Annotated in this window: 14 protein-coding genes and 2 riboswitches; of the genes, 7 read left to right on the top strand and 7 right to left on the bottom strand. The window is 52.0% G+C overall.

Annotated features, from left to right (window positions below; genetic code table 11):
* Positions 1–60: 60 nt before the first annotated feature.
* The 7 genes from DQG23_RS32175 to DQG23_RS32145 form a co-directional block, all read right to left on the bottom strand.
* Positions 61–1158, bottom strand: a complete 1098-nt coding sequence (locus tag DQG23_RS32175; RefSeq protein WP_113035138.1) for a GerAB/ArcD/ProY family transporter — start codon at positions 1156–1158, stop codon at positions 61–63.
* An 89-nt stretch (positions 1159–1247) separates the two neighbouring features.
* Positions 1248–2354: a GerAB/ArcD/ProY family transporter gene (locus DQG23_RS32170; RefSeq protein WP_113035137.1), complete on the bottom strand. Its 1107-nt coding sequence runs from the start codon at positions 2352–2354 to the stop codon at positions 1248–1250.
* Between the two features lies 1 nt (position 2355).
* On the bottom strand, positions 2356–3432 hold the full coding sequence (locus DQG23_RS32165) for a GerAB/ArcD/ProY family transporter (RefSeq protein WP_272949081.1): 1077 nt from the start codon (positions 3430–3432) through the stop codon (positions 2356–2358).
* 44 nt (positions 3433–3476) lie between these two features.
* Positions 3477–3710 (bottom strand): hypothetical protein, encoded by a 234-nt coding sequence (locus DQG23_RS32160; protein ID WP_113035135.1) that lies wholly within the window; start codon positions 3708–3710, stop codon positions 3477–3479.
* Between the two features lie 13 nt (positions 3711–3723).
* Positions 3724–4923: a Ger(x)C family spore germination protein gene (locus DQG23_RS32155; RefSeq protein ID WP_113035134.1), complete on the bottom strand. Its 1200-nt coding sequence runs from the start codon at positions 4921–4923 to the stop codon at positions 3724–3726.
* Between the two features lie 15 nt (positions 4924–4938).
* A complete protein-coding gene (locus DQG23_RS32150; RefSeq protein ID WP_113035133.1) occupies positions 4939–6531 on the bottom strand; it encodes a spore germination protein in 1593 nt (530 codons plus the stop codon).
* A 93-nt stretch (positions 6532–6624) separates the two neighbouring features.
* Positions 6625–7725: a GerAB/ArcD/ProY family transporter gene (locus DQG23_RS32145; protein ID WP_113035132.1), complete on the bottom strand. Its 1101-nt coding sequence runs from the start codon at positions 7723–7725 to the stop codon at positions 6625–6627.
* A gap of 218 nt (positions 7726–7943) precedes the next feature.
* Between DQG23_RS32145 and guaA the strand changes: the two genes are divergently transcribed.
* The 7 genes from guaA to DQG23_RS32105 all read left to right on the top strand — a co-directional run bounded on the left by guaA (position 7944) and on the right by DQG23_RS32105 (position 17819).
* Positions 7944–9482 (top strand): glutamine-hydrolyzing GMP synthase, encoded by a 1539-nt coding sequence (guaA, locus tag DQG23_RS32140; protein ID WP_113035131.1) that lies wholly within the window; start codon positions 7944–7946, stop codon positions 9480–9482.
* Between the two features lie 736 nt (positions 9483–10218).
* Complete coding sequence (locus DQG23_RS32130; RefSeq protein ID WP_113035129.1) at positions 10219–10491, top strand: hypothetical protein; 273 nt, start codon at positions 10219–10221, stop codon at positions 10489–10491.
* 208 nt (positions 10492–10699) lie between these two features.
* Positions 10700–10800, top strand: a riboswitch (purine riboswitch).
* A gap of 120 nt (positions 10801–10920) precedes the next feature.
* The gene (locus DQG23_RS32125; protein WP_113035128.1) at positions 10921–12324 is read left to right on the top strand and encodes an NCS2 family permease; all 1404 of its coding nucleotides are present in this window, start codon (positions 10921–10923) and stop codon (positions 12322–12324) included.
* Positions 12325–13259: 935 nt separating this feature from the next.
* Positions 13260–13361, top strand: a riboswitch (purine riboswitch).
* A 252-nt stretch (positions 13362–13613) separates the two neighbouring features.
* A complete protein-coding gene (gene purE / locus DQG23_RS32120; protein WP_113035127.1) occupies positions 13614–14099 on the top strand; it encodes a 5-(carboxyamino)imidazole ribonucleotide mutase in 486 nt (161 codons plus the stop codon).
* 69 nt (positions 14100–14168) lie between these two features.
* Entirely contained in the window at positions 14169–15359 is a 1191-nt protein-coding gene (gene purK / locus DQG23_RS32115; protein WP_113035126.1) for a 5-(carboxyamino)imidazole ribonucleotide synthase, read from the top strand.
* 27 nt (positions 15360–15386) lie between these two features.
* Positions 15387–16682 (top strand): adenylosuccinate lyase, encoded by a 1296-nt coding sequence (purB, locus tag DQG23_RS32110; RefSeq protein ID WP_113035125.1) that lies wholly within the window; start codon positions 15387–15389, stop codon positions 16680–16682.
* Positions 16683–16937: 255 nt separating this feature from the next.
* Positions 16938–17819, top strand: a complete 882-nt coding sequence (locus tag DQG23_RS32105) for a phosphoribosylaminoimidazolesuccinocarboxamide synthase (protein ID WP_238178143.1) — start codon at positions 16938–16940, stop codon at positions 17817–17819.
* Positions 17820–17986 lie beyond the last annotated feature (167 nt).

The following is a 17986-nucleotide window of genomic DNA, read 5'->3' as shown; positions in this document are numbered from 1 at the left end:
CCCCTAAACGCCGCATTGCCCTAAGCTTATCCTTGAGCCTTACTGCCGCCGCTCCATGCTTCAAGCTCCGGATCTGACTTTTCGAATAGCGGCGACAACCAGCAGCAGCAAAGGCAGAAGCAGGGCGAGGGTAAAGATGAATAATGGCAAAGTGATCTTATTAAATGTGGACAAATAAGTGGAGTTCGGCACTGAAATGATGGAAAATACGATGATAATGAAGCCCAAAGGGACTGCCAGAACCCGGTAGTCGCGTAAGCGCAGCGTTTGCGCGATGCCTAGAGAAAGCACGTAATGCATGATGCTCAGTCTAAAATAGATCGTAACAAACCAGATAATGGCCATAATCGCTTCGATGCGTTCCAAGAAATCGCCAATGCTGATTCTTCTTGCTATTTCGTAACTCGGAAAATTTTGACGGGACGCCTGGTCGACCCCCATCACAGCAATGCCCACAACTGCGATGACCGTTAATATGACCCCTCCGAGAAGGACGCCCGCAAAAAAAGCCTCCCCGACTTTCTCGACTCGGTTCGCCATAGGAACAATCATTAGGAATGTGACGGACCCGAGAAACGGAAAGGTGGAAAAGGAGACGATCGCCTTCAGCACGGGAAAGAACCCTTCCGCCAAGACGGGCTGCATGTTGGCCGCCTTCATCTCCGGCGCCAGCATCACGACCAAGGCGATAATGAGCAGGACGGTCCAAGGGAAGAAAAGCTCCGCTGCGCGCGCCAAAGGCTCCAGACCGAGCCTGACCCCCATCACGACAACGAACATAAAGAGAATGTGAACGGCTTGAATCGGAGTAGCCTGCATGATTTGTGATGTCATAAAATCTCCGATGTTACGAAGCGTTAATACCGCGCTGACAAACACATAAAGGAGAAACAGCGCAAAGGCCGCTTTCCCCAGCCAACGGCCTAAAATCAGTTCGCTGTATTCGGCGATTGTCTTGTTCGGAAATCGCTTCCCGAGAGCGATGTAGAGAGGGACGATAAGCAAGCTGAGACATACTGCGGCAATACCGGCAATCCAGGCATCCTGTTTAGCCTTGGAGGCAAGAAGCGAAGGAATGATCAGAATGGCGCTGCCGACCATATATAAAGTAACGAGTATCGTAAATTGACGAATGTTTATTTTGCCTTTTTCGAGCATCTCCGTTCACCTCCAAAAACATGGGAAATTCGAACTGTAAAGCCATGCCGACCGGGAAACAAAAGCATGAATCCGGAAGCTTTCTTTGGTTAACCGTTTACTCTTCGGGACCCTTTCTTGCGAATGACGGCAACAACCAGCAGCAACAGAGGCAGAAACAAGCCGAACGTAGGCAAATATACCGGCAGGATGGTTTGATTGAAATTGGACAAGTAGGTGCTGCTCGGCACGAACAATATGGAGCAGGGGACGATCAAGAAGCCTACCGGAACCACCAAAAATCTGTGTTCCCGAAAGTTGAAGACTTGTGCAAGACCAAGCGCCAGCACATAGATCAGCACGCTTAATCTGAAGAAGATCGATAGAACCCAGATGATGGCCATGATCGCTTCAATTCGTTCCAGGAAGTCGCCGATACTGATTCTTTGTGCTATCTCGTAGCTGGGAAAGCTGCTCCGCACCAACTGCTCGGGGCCGATCACGGTGATCCCCAGTACGGTAATGACAATCAGTAACAACCCTCCGACAAGCTCTCCCACAAACATCGCTTTTCCCGCTTTTTCGATTCGGTTGACCGCCGGATAAAGCATCAAAAATACGACGGTTCCAAGAAAAGGAAACGTGATAAACGGGATCGAACCTTTCACGACCGGCATGAAGCCGTTCTCGAGAACCGGCAGCATGTTGGCCGCCTTCATTTGCGGAGACACGAGCACGATCAGAACGATAGATAACATGGAAATCCACGGAAAAAACAGCTCCGCAGCGCGGGCGAGCGGCTCCAGCCCCAGTCTGACTCCCATGACGACAACGGCAATAAAAAGAATATGTATGGCTTGGATCGGCGTTTCCCGCAAAATTTGTGTCGACATGAAGTCCCCGATGTTGCGGAGCGTTAACGCAGCGCCGATCAAAGGATACGTAAGAAACAGAAAAAAAGCCGTTTTTCCCGGCCATCGCCCTAAAATCACTTCGCAGTATTGGGCGAAGTTCTTGTCAGGAAATCGTTTGCCGAGCGCATGGTACAGCGGAATGATCAAGAGGCCGAGGCTGATCGACAGCAGGGCCGCGATCCAGGCATCCTGTTTGGCCTTGGCGGCAAGGATCGAAGGAATGATCAGAATGGCGCTGCCGACGATAAAAAACGCGACCATCATGGAGAATTGCCGGACGCTGATTTTGCCTTTTTCGAGCATCTTACGCTCCTCCCCTTCTGCGAAGAGCATGCACGCCTATAAGCAGGACAGGTAAGGCCAGGCCGAATGTCATATCGAAAAAAGGCCAATAGGACGTTGTCGCGTAATTAAAGCTCGTAATATTCGGAGCAAAAGCGGTGGCGGAGCCGGCTAAAATAAAGACCAGCGGCAGAGCCAGCACGCGGGTATCTCTCAGTTTGAGCAGTTGTGCAAGGCCAAGCTGCAGCAGGTATGTGAAAATAGAAGCTTTTACAAAAACCGTTATAATCCACATGATGGCCATAATCACTTCTAGTCTTTCAATAAAATGGCCGATGCTTATTTGTTTGGCCAGCGTATAGCTGGGGTACATGTTTCTGGATGTAAAATCGGCGCCGAGCACGAGGATGGACAGCGCGATCATGATGACCAATACAATTCCGGCAAAAAGCGCGCCCGCTACCAGGTGTTTGCGAAGCTTTTCCGTTCTATTGACATACGGGAAAATCATCAGCAAGGGGACCAGCTCTATATACGGATTGGTTGCCGAGAAGATCGATCCCCGCAGTACCGGTTTGATCCCGTTGGCGAAAAAAGGATGAAGCTGCTCGATGTCCACTTGGGGCACCAGAAAAAGCACGAGCCCAAGGAAGAGCAGAACGAACCAGGGCAGAAAAATTTCGCTGGCCCGTGCGATGGTTTCCAGTCCAAGCCTCAGACTCATAAAGATAATGCTTAGAAACAAGATGTGTACGGCGTCGATGGGGGTTTCCGGCATGATCTGCGTAGCCATAAAATCGCTGATGATTCTGACGAGACCTACGGCATTGTAGTAAATGTACCCCAAGAAGAGCAAGGAAGCGATTGTTCCAAACCAGGCTCCGAAAATTTTGGCGTTGCATTCAATCAGGTTCAAACGGGGATAAAGCCGGCCCACCGTTCCGATCAAATAAACGACAAGCAATCCTGTGAGCAATCCGAGAATGCCGGATAACCAGGCGTCTTGCTTCGCCTCGGCGGCAGGAATGGCAGGCAAAATAAGAATCGAATCGCCGACGGCAATAAGAAAGACAAGTATCGTAAATTGACGTACGCTAATTTTTCCGGATTCCAGTATTCTCGCCTCCTCCCACGCTATGCATGTTATTCCAACAGGCTTGATAAAGCTTTACTGATCGGTTTGTACACGAATGTAATCAAATCGAGCAGGTTCGGGATGTCGACATGCAAGCTGAGCGCAATGCTGAGCGCCGCTCCGGCGGCGAGAAGAACGGCGAATACGAACAGCTCCTTTTTCCATTTTTTTCGCCAAAGAGAAGGCGCTTCGATCATCGCGATCGCAGCCGTTACGACGGCGATTCCGGCAATGCCCCACATCGGCTTCGCTCCTTTATTTTTTCATTTCCTCGATGAACGAGTTGCTCACGGTTCCCAGTCGGCGTATTCTTGTGTCCACATTAACGTTTACGGGAAGATTGACGAAATGGGCGTCCCAATCCTTGCCGATTTTTTTCCAAAGCTTCGGCTCCGCACGGTGAATCGCTTGCCCGAATCCGAAAATATCCACTTTGTATTGCTTTTGCATCTTGGCGATCGCTTCTTCAATAAATTTTTTCACCGTTTGATCCGAAATTTTTTTTATTTCAGCAATCGTTTGCGGTTTTGTCAGATCGATGCGGCAGGCGACTTCCCCTACGTTCATCTCCATTTTCAGGTTGACATCGATCGCGGGCTTGCCTTCGGTAAGCTTGCCTTTGACAACCGTCTTCGAACGGATGACCTCGAAAGCCAGTTGGCCTCCTTTCGGGCAATCCATAATGCCGATCGTGCTTTTCACATGATCGGTCAAATAGTTATAGGCTTTGCTCTCTTCCTCGGTGAGCCAACCGATCAGCTTATCGCCGTCAAACACAGCCAGGCTGGAGTAATATACACGACTAGGAGAGTCAATCGTCTCGACATTTTTTCTCGTGTTGCCCGCTTCTTTATCCCCCTTCGACTCGACGCCTGTCAGCACCGCTTGTTTGCCTTGGCCGGTCAGGTCGGCTATAAGCTCGTTCAACGTTACCTTGCGCGTAGGCGCCCATGCTCTCTCCGACGCTTCCAGAGAATCGAAAATATTGATGGAAGGTATCTTTTCAAGCGACGTCATCACTTTCAGGATGTTTTCAGCTTTCGTGTTTTTGGCCACTACAATGTAAAAATCGTTGCGAAGCTCGTGATCTCTCGAAAGAAAATCGAGCACATCCGAAATGCCTTCTCGGGCTAGCGCTTCGCCGATGACGAGGATGCGGACGTGGGACGAGTAAATTTTACGCGGGCTTTCTTTCGTCATTTTGCGCAAGGCCTCGAATACGGTATTTCCCGTTGCGCGATACATGGTAACCGGGGAAAGGCTGCTTCCGCCTTTTCTCGGAGCCGCTTCTCCCGCATCGACGACTTGTACGGACAATTGAATCTGGTCGCCCGCTTTATCCATACCGTATCCGACGGCGATTCCGAGCGTATTTAATTCCCGGCGGTTCCAGCAGCCGGTAGCGGTACAAAGCAGGACGGCGATAAGGAACGACGTAAACCATTTTCGCGGCATGTCTCGAACCTCACTTTATTCTCTGGGATGCGGCTTCGTAGTCGGAGGATTTTGTTCGCGAATGACATTTTTTTGACTGACCAGCCGGGGGCGCGAAAACATGGCCCACTGCGGCAGCCGGAACAGCGTGTCCTTCAGATCGTCGACAATAATCGGGGCGAGCGGACTCATGTAAGGCACTCCGAACGAACGCAAGCTGCATAGGTGGAGAACCATTGCGATAATTCCTACGATAATCCCGAAAATGCCGAACGAAGCTGCGAGTCCCATTAAAGGAAAACGGAGCATGCGGATCGATATGGACATATTGATGGACGGAAAAACAAAGTTCGATATCGCCGTAATCGACACGACGATAACCATCGCGGCCGAAACGATGCCCGCTTCCACCGCCGCTTGCCCGATAACGAGCGTTCCGACGATCGAGACCGCCTGCCCGATGGTCCGCGGCATCCGGATGCCGGCCTCGCGCAATATTTCAAATGTAATTTCCATCATAAGCGCCTCGATAAAGGCGGGGAACGGAACGCCCTCCCTTTGCGCGGCCAAGCCGATCAGCAGCTGGGTCGGCAGCATCTCCTGATGGAACGTCGTGATGGCGATGTACAGCGACGGTCCGAGAAGCGCGATAAAGATGCCGATAAAACGAAGAATGCGGATGAGGCTGCTAATATCGGCGCGTTGGTAATAGTCCTCAGCCGAGTGAAAGAAGGAAATAAACAAGGCCGGAACGACAAGCACGAACGGTGTTCCGTCGACAATAATTACCACTTTTCCTTCAAGCAGCTCCGCAGCGATGACGTCCGGACGTTCCGTATTGTAAACGGTTGGGAACGGCGAGAGCGTGCTTTCCTGTATAAGCTCCTCGATATTTCCGCTTTCCAGTATGGCGTCGATGTCGATCCGGTCCAGACGCGTGCGTACTTCTTGAACGATCTTGTCGTTCGCGATTCCGTTGATGTGCATGACGGCGACTTCCGTTTTGGTTATTCTGCCGATTTTTCTGCTTTCGAGCCAAAGGTTCGGATCGTTTATTTTTCGGCGTATCAATGTCGTATTGGTGCGCAGGTTTTCCGTAAAGCTTTCGCGGGGTCCGCGGACGACGGCCTCGTTGACCGGCTCCGTCACGCTTCGCCCTTCCCACCCGCTCATATCGATGCTGAGCGCTTGCTCGTAGCCTTCCAACAGGAGGATGACGCATCCTGCTAAAAGGGATGTAAACAGCGGAGTAAAATCCGTTACTTGTTGAACGTCTCCGACCGTAAGGACGGAGTCTTTCAATTGGTTTAAAAGATTGTGCCCGGAGGAGAGATCATGGCCGACGCTTGTTTTTTGAATGTCGAGCATCAGCGTTTCCATGATAAAGGAATTCGCCGAATGCGTGTCTACGAGCCCGGAGGCATAAACGATGCCCGCTTGTATAGGCGTTTCCGTGCCGATACGGATTTCCCTTATGACAATATCGCCGCTATTGCCTAATTTTTCTTTCATAAATCGGATGTTTTCCGCGAGGCTCGCATGTAAAGGAGCCTTTGGCGCGGACTCTTGGCGCTGAGCCTTGCTTGCCGAACCGTGACCGGGGTCTAATATTTTTCTGATAAACTTCATGGTTGTAGTTGGCTCCCTCATCTGTCGTAGGCTAGCTTTATTATTTCCTGCTTATGGGTTTATAAACTTAAAACGGAATCCGTACGAGCCGGGTCAGGAGGAGCGCTTGAAATTTTTTTGCAGCGAGTGAACCCCAAGCAATACAAGAGGAAGAACGAGGCCGAATGTCAGCGAAAAAGGCGTCCACATTCGGGCCACGAAATTATTGAAATAGGTGGTGCTCGGAATCGCGGCAATCGATAGAACGAGCGTGAGCATAGCGTACGGAAGCGTCAGAAAGCGGTAATCCTTCAGCCGGAGCGTTTGGGCGAAGCCCAGCAGCGAGGCATAGAAGCAAACCGTAAGCTTGAAAAAAATCGTCAGCAGCCAAATCGCGGCCATCATCGCTTCAACCCGCTGAAAAAATCCTCCGACATTGATGGTTTGAGCGAGCGCGTAACTCGGATACAGCTGCCTATGCGTCAAATCGGCGCCGATTACAAGAATGCTCAGCAGCGTAATCAGGACGATCACAATGCCTCCCGCAAGCGTACCGCCATAAAAAGCTTTTTTGACTGCGCGAGGCCGGTTCACGTAAGGAAATATCATCAAAAAAACGGCCAACTCCAGGAAGGGCAGACCCATAAGCGAGTAAACGGCCCGCAGCAGCGGCTTTATGCCGTTTTCGAGAACGGGCTGCATGTTATGGAACTTCATGTTAGGGGAAAGAAAGACGAAAAGCACGACGCACAACAGCAAAATCCACGGCAAAAATATTTCGCAGGCGCGCGTTAACGGCTCGAGTCCGTAACGAACGGCCATTATGACGACGGCTAAAAATAAAATATGAATAAACGCAATCGGCGTCTCCGGGTATATTTGCGTGGTCATAAAATCGCCTATTTCGCGAAGTAAAAGAGCGGTAACCACAAAAAAGTAACCCATAAACAAGAGCGATACGAGCTTGCCCAGCCATTTGCCGAGAATCTGCTCGCTGTATTCGGCCAAAGTCAGCTTGGGAAAGCGGCAACCTAAGGCGTTATATAAATAAATGAGCGGCATGGACAGCAGGAGCCCGACGATCGCGGCGATCCAGGCATCTTGCTTCGCTTCGGCGGCGAGGCCCGAGGGGACTACCAGAATGGAGCTGCCTATCGTAAAAATAGTGACGAGCAATGTAAATTGCCGTATGCTGATTTTTCCATGCTCGAGCAACCCTGCACCTCCTCCATGTACGCGAACTCTGTTAGGGTAGGATTTACCAATGTCGAAAGAAGTAAACGGAGGGAGAGGAGCGATTTGCAAACCGGGTAATTGGGCGAGTTGAGGAAACTTGGGAGGATTGCCGCTTTCCTTTCCTTGACCGCTTCTGTGCGGTTTTATATAATAATCACTATTCATACAACCTGAAGGAAGTAGGTACGGATTCTGCGATGAACAAACCAAATGAAATCATTGTTGTGCTCGACTTCGGCGGACAGTATAACCAGCTGATTGCCCGTCGTATCCGCGATTTGGGCGTCTACAGCGAATTGCTGCCGTTCAACACGCCGGTGGACAAGCTTCGCGCTTTGTCGCCGAAAGGCATTGTGTTCTCGGGAGGCCCTTCCAGCGTTTACGAGGAAAATGCGCCTCATGTCGATCCGGCGATCTACGATCTGGGCGTGCCGATTTTCGGCATTTGCTACGGCATGCAGCTGATGGCCCACCAGCTCAAAGGCAAGGTGCAGCGCGCGGATAAGCGGGAATACGGGAAAGCGGACGTGGAGTTCGTTTCCGGCGGACCGCTTGTGCAAGGTCTCGACAGCAAGCAAACGGTATGGATGAGCCATGGCGACATGGTATCCGAGCTGCCGGAAGGCTTCATCCTGGATGCGAGCACGGAGCACGCGCCGGTAGCGGGCATGCGGAATCCGGACAAGAACATGTTCGCGGTTCAATTCCACCCGGAAGTGCGTCATTCCGTATACGGCAATGAAATGATCCGCAACTTCCTGTACAACATTTGCGGCTGCGAAGGCAACTGGAGCATGGAATCGTTCATCGAGGATACGGTGCGCGATATCCGCGAGCAGGTCGGAAGCGAGAAAGTGCTGTGCGCGCTAAGCGGCGGCGTCGATTCCTCCGTCGTGGCGATGCTGATCCATAAGGCGATCGGCGATCAGCTGACGTGCATGTTCATCGATCACGGGCTGCTGCGCAAGGGCGAAGCCGAAAGCGTAATGGAGACGTTCGTCGGCAAGTTCGACATGAAGGTTGTCAAGATCGACGCGCGCGAACGGTTCCTTGGCAAGCTGGCGGGCGTGGACGATCCGGAGCAAAAACGGAAAATTATAGGGACGGAATTTATTCGCGTATTTGAAGAGGAATCGGCGAAGTTCGACGATTTCGCGTTCCTTGCACAAGGCACGTTGTACACGGATATCGTCGAGAGCGGCACTGCGACAGCGCAAACGATCAAGTCGCACCATAACGTCGGCGGTTTGCCGGAGGATATGAAGTTCAAGCTCGTCGAACCGCTTAAAGCGCTGTTCAAGGACGAAGTGCGCAAAGTCGGATCGGAATGCGGCTTGCCGGAAGAAATCGTATGGCGTCAGCCGTTCCCGGGTCCGGGTCTTGCGATTCGCGTGCTCGGCGAAGTGACGGAAGACAAGCTCAAAATCGTGCGCGACTCCGATTGGATTTTGCGCGAGGAAATCATTAAAGCCGGACTCGACCGCGAAATTTGGCAATACTTCACGGCGCTTCCGAACATGAAGAGCGTCGGCGTCATGGGCGACGCCCGTACGTATTCGTACACGGTCGGCATCCGCGCCGTGACATCCATCGACGGTATGACCGCCGACTGGGCGCGTATTCCGTGGGACGTATTGGAGAAGATCTCGGTACGTATCGTCAACGAAGTTGATAACGTCAACCGCATCGTGTACGACGTCACATCGAAGCCGCCGGCTACGATCGAGTGGGAGTAAGGCCTTAGGCTGCCCTTGGAGGGCAGTGGTAACGGTAAAAAGACCTTCGTTTTCACCTGTCAGGTGGAAAGGGAGGTCTTTTTTCTGGCGGGCCAAGGACGGCGCAGCCGATTAGCCTTGGAGAGAAGCGCCACAACTATGCGAACCGCAGGGACTTGAAATCGCAAGCAGAGAGGCAATACTTGTTATTCCTTCGATTTTTTCCTGCGAGTCCTATATGCTTTCCGAGCCTGCCAAAGTAGGATAACGACCGCAATCAATGAATGGATAATAAAGTTTCCGAAATTAAAGGAAGCGGCGAGATCGCTTAAAGCTGTGCTAGGATCGGTAATAAACTCGCGAATCAACCGGACAAGCGAATATGTCAAAAATAGAGCGATCGCCGCGGGTATCATTTTGAAAATGACCCGATATAAGATCTCCATACGCTTCAAGGGCGTTAAGATCAAAATTGCAATAAAGGCCGCGATTAAAAAGCACAACAAATACGGAAGCGTGGCTTCCATTTCATCACCCTCCTGCAACCCTTACCTTATATTACCAAGTTTACTGAAGATTAGCGTTACTTTTTTGAAATTATATCCAAAAATTCGCTGCTCTCCGGGAGGAGACGCAAGCATTATGGAGAATTCAGTATGCGTTATCCTTTGAACGGCTTGTTCATTGAAACGCAGTCCTTTCTGCGTAAGCGTCCAATAGGCAAAAGCACGCAAATGAAAAGGGCGGGTGACGGTCTGTGAAGAAAATAAGCGTCAAGCATGGAATGTGGATATTTATAGCAATCACGTCCATCGCAGGAGCCTTCTTAACAAAAGGAGGCATTTATACAAAGCTAAACAAGGAGATCCAGGGAGGAATTACGATACCAAGCTTTCTTCTGCCGGTTATCGCAATTGTTTGCATATTCTTGGTCGAACAATTGAGGAAGAGATACCCTGACAGCTATGTAAATGCGGGCTTGGGGGTTGTATGGATTTTGCTCGCAGTTTTAATCCGTGCAAATATGTGATAGGACCGGTATCGTTTCTCGGGATTTGCTGCATCGGATTTTTGAATAATATGCGCAAAAAATCCTTTTCTTGTATCTTTTGAAGCGAATATTCGGAATGTAAAGGGATACAAAAAAACAGTGCACCGAGTCTCCGAACAATATATGAGATTTCCCCCTTGCAATGTTCGTGTTTTGTATTGACACGATTCGACAGTGCTCATAGAATGTAGGAAGGAAAACAATTTTTCGTATAATCCCGGGAATCGGCCTGGGAGTCTCTACGAGGTCACCGCAAATGATCTGGCTACGAAAATGTGCACGTGAATGTTCCGTAGAACCATGGCTATGGAATATTTTTTCTGCGCAGAGGGAGCCTAAGGTCGATGTGCCTTAGGCTTTCTTGTTGTCCAAAACAAAATTAATTTTGTTTAGGGGGAAGTAGCAGCAATGGATCGTTTTTTCAAATTGAAAGCGAACGGTACCAACGTAAGAACGGAAATTATGGCCGGCATCACGACATTTATGACGATGGCCTACATTCTTGCGGTCAATCCGGACGTGCTCAGCGGTTTCGGGAAAACCGGCATGGATTGGTATGCGGTGTTTCTTGCAACGGCTTTGGCGGCGGGTATCTTTACGATCGCGATGGGGCTGTTCGTCAATTTTCCGGTAGCGCTTGCGCCGGGGATGGGACTTAACGCGTATTTTGCCACCGTTATTTTGGCTTCCGCGGCGACGGACAAGCCGATAACATGGGAGATGGCGTTAACCGCCGTATTTGTCTCGGGGATTATCTTTATCATCTTAACGGTTACGAAGGTGCGCCAGCTTCTGCTGGTGGCGATTCCGGATAACCTGAAGCATGCGATTACGGTCGGGATCGGGTTGTTCATCACGATTATCGGCTTGAAAAACAGCGGCCTTTTGACGGTTGGGGTAGAATACTCCGTAACGGATGTGCCAAAAGGCGTTTTTACAGATGTACTCGGCTTTGAAACGGTTTTCCACATGGGAAGCCTCGAAAACCAGAACGTTCAGCTTGCGCTGGTAGGTCTTATCCTGATCGCGATTCTGATGGTGCTTCGCGTCCGGGGCGCAATTCTGTTCGGTATTCTCGGTACGACGGTGGTCGCGCTGCTGCTCGGTTACGTATCCTTCGATTCCATTAACGCAGACAAAACGCCGTGGGTGCCTGACTTCAGCAAGCTGCAGTTCGCTTCATTCGACTTCGAGGGCGTTATGCATGCCGGCATCATTTCGATCATCGCGACGTTCACGTTCGTTGAGTTGTTCGATACGTTCGGTACGCTCGTAGGTACGGCAAACCGCGCCGGAATTATGAAAAATCCGGAAGAAGGCAAGAGAAAAGTCGGTAAAGCGATGCTCGTCGACTCGTTCGCAGTTACGGGCGGAGCACTCGTCGGTACCAGTACAGTAACAGCTTACGTGGAAAGCTCCGCAGGCGTCGCGGAAGGCGGACGGACGGGTCTTACCGCCGTTACGACGGGCGTTTTCTTCCTGCTCGCCTTGTTCCTCGCTCCGGTCGTAGCGCTCATTCCGGGCTCTGCAACCGCTGCGGCATTGATTATCGTAGGCGTTCTGATGATGCAATCGGTCAAGGAGATCGACTTCCAGGATTTCGTAGTCGCCATTCCGGCGTTCCTGACGATCGCGATCATGCCTTTCACTTACAATATCGCGAACGGCATTTCGTTCGGTATCGTCACTTACGTTATTTTGGCCACAGTCGCGAACCTCGGCAAAAAAGGCAAGTACAGCGTTCACTGGCTGATGTGGCTGCTCGCCATCCTGATCGTACTGCGCTATGCGCTGATCGGAAGCCAAGGCTAAAGGTTTTTCCGTACCGCCCTGCGGTGCGTTACATATTGGGATCAACGGCGTTTCCGGGCTTCGGCGCGGGGATGCCGTTTTTTATCTTTAAGGTTTCTTCGAAGCGTTTAGGTTGGCGAAGCCATCTATCCTTGGAGATAAACAATTTATATGATGTTGGGGTATGCCTTACTTGTCTCAACAGGAAGCATGTCTTTCGTTAGATTGTTCAAATTTCCCGCTAAACACGCCAGTCCTTTAAAGGACCGGCAAAGCCGTTCATTTCTACGCTGCTATTAAGGCTCCTTTAAATGCTGTAGTCCGAAATAACCCACATGGAGCAAGGGATCGAGGTTTGACTTACGCTGGAGTCCGATTTTGCCGGCTTGGAGAACGGATTCACCGGTGTGACGAGCAAAATACCTGCTGCAAGTAGGCGTTTTCGGACTGCAGGCTGGGAAAGGAAGCCGTACTCGATTCCAAGTAGGCAAAATCGGACTGCAAGTGACGGGATTGGTAAGCTGGAAGGAATACCGGTTGGAGGACGTGAAAGAAAGCGCCGTAGGCGAACAAGAGGTAATGGGTATAGGGGCAAGCAAGGAGCTTCGCTATGGGCCGCCTTTGAAATCGTGTTTCTCCCTCGTAATAAGTTCAAAGAAACACGATTTCAAAAGCGGCTGAAAGCCTGTACTCATTGCCTCGTGAACGAACAAACGTATATCGAATACCAAAGCCGCCTTCAGGCAGGGTTCGTAACTTCCGGGAACGTCACCGCAAAGAAAGTGCTTACATAACCATTTTGTGAAATGTACGGTTTCAGGTGCAACTTGGCTGGCAAGTTTTGAAAATGATGTGACAAAAGCGAACTTTACTCGCGTTTTTCTTTTTTAATGTTCGGCTTTTCGGGTTGACAGCGGCAGTTGCGGTCAGGTAAACTTAAAAGTGAAAGTTAACATGAGAAGTAATGAATCGCATCTCGTATAAAGTCGGGAATATGGCCCGAAAGTATCTACCCAGAAACCATGAATTTTTGGACTACGAGTAAGCGAATGTATAGGGACGGCAGGCTAAGCAGCTTGGCGCCCTTGTCTGTTTGTGCGGGCCGCTGAGGTGGTTGAAGCGGACAGCGCAGCATTCGAGCCGCCTTGTCGTCCTTCGGACAGGTTCTAGACAGCCTGTCTCAAGGACTTTTTGTATTTTTGGAAAAGATAGAATGGATAAGGCGAAGCGGACGCTTTGCCGAACGGGAATTTGGATGATGTTGTTTAACGCCAGCTAACTATAGAATGGTTTTTGAAGGAGAGCAGAATATGTCGGCTAAAGTCGGAGTCATTATGGGCAGCCAGTCGGATTGGGAAACGATGAAGCTTGCCTGCGCGGTGCTTGAGGAGCTAAATATTCCGTATGAGAAGAAAGTGGTTTCGGCGCACCGTACGCCGGATTTGATGTTCGAATATGCGGAGACGGCGATCGAGCGCGGCTTGCAGGTGATCATCGCAGGCGCGGGAGGAGCGGCTCACTTGCCGGGCATGGTGGCGTCGAAGACGGAGCTGCCGGTCATCGGCGTTCCGGTCAAATCGTCGAATTTGAACGGCCTCGATTCGCTGCTTTCGATCGTGCAAATGCCGGGCGGCATTCCTGTGGCGACGGTAGCGATCGGCAATGCCGGAGCTACGAATGCGGGGCTGCTGGCGGCGCAAATTTTGGGCGCATTCGACAAGAATATTCAGCAAAAGGTGCGCGAGCGCCGCGAACGGATCAAGCAGCAGGTTATCGACAGCGGTTCGCTGGAATAGAGTGAGGAAACGATCGGCCGATAGGCGAATATTTTGGTGAAATCTCGCAAATGTAAGGAGACAAGCAGCATGCAGAACGACATCGTTCGCGATGGAACGAAACGGTACGATCCCGCCAAGACGATTTTGCCGGGCGCAACGATCGGGGTGCTCGGAGGCGGACAGCTCGGCAGAATGCTGGCGCTAGCCGGAAGCCATATGGGCTACCGGTTCGCCACCCTTGATCCGACGGAAGATTCGCCGTGCGGCCAAGTGGCGGGCAAGCAGCTCGTCGCCAAGTACGACGATGCCGAAGCGGCGCGGGAGCTGGCGCGGCTGTCCGACGTCATTACATACGAGTTCGAGAACGTCGACGCCGATGTGGCGGCGATGCTCATGAACGAATCGTATGTGCCGCAGGGCAGCGAGCTGCTCTATACGACGCAGCACCGGCTGCGCGAGAAGCGCGCGATCGAGGCGGCGGGCGTCCAGGTGGCGCCGTACGAGGAAATCGCCAGCGTCGAGCAATTGCAGGCTGCGGTGGCGCGCTTCGGCACGCCGTGCGTGCTCAAGACGGCGACAGGCGGCTACGACGGCAAAGGCCAGTGGGTCATCCGCTCGGAGAGCGAGATCGCCGAGGCGTTCGAAACGCTTAGCCGCGCGCGGACGGAGCTTGTCCTGGAGAAATTCATCCGCTTCGAGCGCGAGCTGTCGGTCATTGCGGCGCGCAGCCCGCGCGGCGAGGTGAAGACGTTCCCCGTTGCGGAAAATATTCATGTGGACAATATTTTGCACTTGTCCATCGTGCCGGCACGGACGAACGAAGCGGTTATCCGCAAAGCGGAGGAGCTGGCGGTTCGTATAGCCGAAGGGCTCGACGTGATCGGGCTGATCGCGGTCGAGATGTTTCTTACGCCGGAGGGCGAGCTGTTCGTCAACGAGCTGGCGCCAAGGCCGCATAATTCCGGGCACTATACGATGGAAGCGTGCCGGACGTCGCAGTTCGAGCAGCATGTCCGCTCGATTTGCAATTTGCCGCTGGGCTCGACGGAGCTGCTGACACCGGTCGTTATGGTCAACGTGCTCGGTGAGCACGTGCAGCCGCTGCTGGATCTGCTTGCCGCGGAGAAGGAAGAACCGGAGTCGCTTGCCGTAAAGGTGCATCTGTACGGGAAGCATGAGGCGAAGCACAAAAGAAAAATGGGTCATGTCAACGTCCTGACGGACGATGTCGGCCGCGCGCTCGATTGGATCGCGCGGACGGGGATTTGGCAGGCTTAAGTTTATATATTTTGAGGAGGTTCATCCATGATCGATCGTTACAGCAGGCCGGAAATGGCGGCCATTTGGACGGAGCAGAACAAGTTCCAGGCTTGGCTCGAAGTCGAGATTCTTTCTTGCGAAGCTTGGTCCGAGCTTGGCGTTATTCCTAAAGAAGATGTCGCGCTGCTAAGAGAGAAAGCGACATTCAACATCGACCGCATTTATGAAATCGAGCAGGAAACGCGCCACGACGTCATCGCGTTTACGCGCGCGGTTTCCGAATCGCTTGGCGCGGAACGCAAATGGGTGCACTACGGCTTGACTTCGACGGATGTCGTCGACACGGCGCTCGGATATTTGCTGAAGCAGGCTAACGATATTCTTGACCGCGACATCAACAACTTTATCGCTATTCTGAAAGACAAAGCGATTGCTTACAAGCATACGCCGATGATGGGACGGACGCACGGCGTTCATGCGGAGCCGACAACCTTTGGCTTGAAGATGGCGCTTTGGTACGAAGAAATGAAACGCAACCTGGAGCGGTTCCGTTTTGCGGCTGACGGCGTTCAATACGGCAAAATGTCCGGCGCGGTAGGCACGTACGCGAACATCGATCCGTTCATCGAGCAGTACGTGTGCGGCAAGCTGGGCACGAAATCGGCGCCGATCTCGACGCAAACGCTGCAGCGCGACCGTCACGCCGAATATATGGCGACGCTGGCGCTCGTGGCTACTTCGCTCGACAAGTTCGCAACCGAAATTCGCGCGCTGCAGAAGAGCGAGTTCCGCGAGGTGGAAGAGCCGTTCGCCAAAGGGCAAAAAGGCTCGTCGGCAATGCCGCACAAGCGCAATCCGATCGGCTGCGAAAGCATCAGCGGTTTGTCGCGCGTCATTCGCGGCCATATGATTTCCGCTTACGAGAACGTGACGCTTTGGCATGAGCGCGATATTTCGCACTCCTCGGTCGAGCGCGTCATTTTGCCGGATGCGACGATTTTGCTGAACTACATGCTGAACCGTCTCGGCAACATCATCAAAAACTTGACCGTGTTCCCGGAAAATATGAAGCGCAACATGAGAAGCACGTACGACGTGCCGTTTTCAGGCCGCGTCTTGACGAAGCTGATCGACAAAGGCTTCAGCCGCGAGCAGGCATACGATACCGTGCAGCCTAAAGCGATGCAGGCATGGGAAGAGCAGCGCTCGTTCCGCGACATCGTCGAGAACGACAGCGTCATCCGCGAGCAGCTGAGCATGGAGGAAATCGCCGATTGCTTCGATCCAAGCTGGCATCTGAAGCATGTCGATACGATTTTCGACCGGTTAGGGCTGGCGTAGGCCGCCAGGCGAATGTAGTTAAGGTATTATAAAAGTTGAACGACAGAAACTTCGCGGGAGACTAAATGTAATGGAGAAAGGGAATTGTCTTGCAGCGAGTTTTGGTTTTGCGTTTCGACCTTCCGAAGGCCCATCCAATGAGAGAAATGCAAAACAAGATGTTTGAAGCGGCAAGGCAATCCCTTTCGGAATGCAATGGACGGACTCCCAATGTACTGTATTCACTTTTTTGGAAAAAGAGTAGGAGGAATTCACTTGTCAACGACCGCGATTTCGACAGCCGCTCCTTATGTGAAAGCGCCGCTTTTGTACAAAGGCAAGGTGCGCGAGCTGTACGACCTTGGCGAGCATTTTCTGATCGTCGTTACCGACCGGATCTCCGCATTCGACTATGTGCTGGAGCCTGCCGTGCCTGATAAAGGAAACGTTCTGAATCAGCTCAGCCGCTTCTGGTTCGAGCAAACGGCGGCGATTCAACCGAATCATGTGGTGCATACCGACGTGGAGAAGCTGGGGGATCTCGTTACGGCTCCGGAGCTGCTCAAGGACCGCATCATGGTAACCAAGAAGGCGGAACGCATCGATATCGAATGTGTCGTTCGCGGCTATATTACCGGCGGCGGCTGGAGACAATACCAGAAAACGGGCGAAGTGAACGGGATCAAGCTGCCGGAAGGCATGCGCAAAAACGAGCGGTTCCCCGAGCCGATCTTCACGCCGGCTGCTAAGAACGATGTCGGCCACGACGAGGATATTCCATTCGAACGGATGAAAGAGCTTGTCGGAGCGGATATTGCCGAAGCGCTTAAGGAAAAAAGCATCCGGCTGTACGAATTCGCGCGCGATTATTGCGAGCGGAACGGCATCATTTTGGCGGATACGAAGTTCGAATTCGGGCTGATCGACGGGGAAATCATCCTGATCGACGAAATTTTTACGCCGGATTCGTCGCGCTTCTGGGCGAAGGAGAACTACGCGCTCGATATCGAGATCGACGGCATGGACAAAGAACCGGTACGCACGTACCTCGCGGGCTCCGGCTGGGACAAAAACAGCACACCCGATCCGCTGCCGGCCGATGTGGTGGAAGCGACGTCGCTGCGGTACAGAGACATTTTGAACCGTTTGTCGAAGTAAGGCGGCTCATAACGAGTTGCCGGCATTTCGCATAAGGCGGTAGCTTAGAAGACGTTATTAGTAAGATGCAGGACAGACTGCCGTCGCACAAGAAACATTTTGGCTGCGCGAAAGCTGTTTCTTGCTTATATAATGCGTTTCCCGGCGGAACGCAAACATACGCTTTC

This window comes from Paenibacillus contaminans (genome assembly GCF_003285015.1).
Lineage (GTDB): Bacteria > Bacillota > Bacilli > Paenibacillales > NBRC-103111 > Paenibacillus_V > Paenibacillus_V contaminans.
The sequence above is the reverse complement of the archived record's forward strand: the minus strand, read 5'-3'. Positions and strand labels throughout refer to the sequence as shown.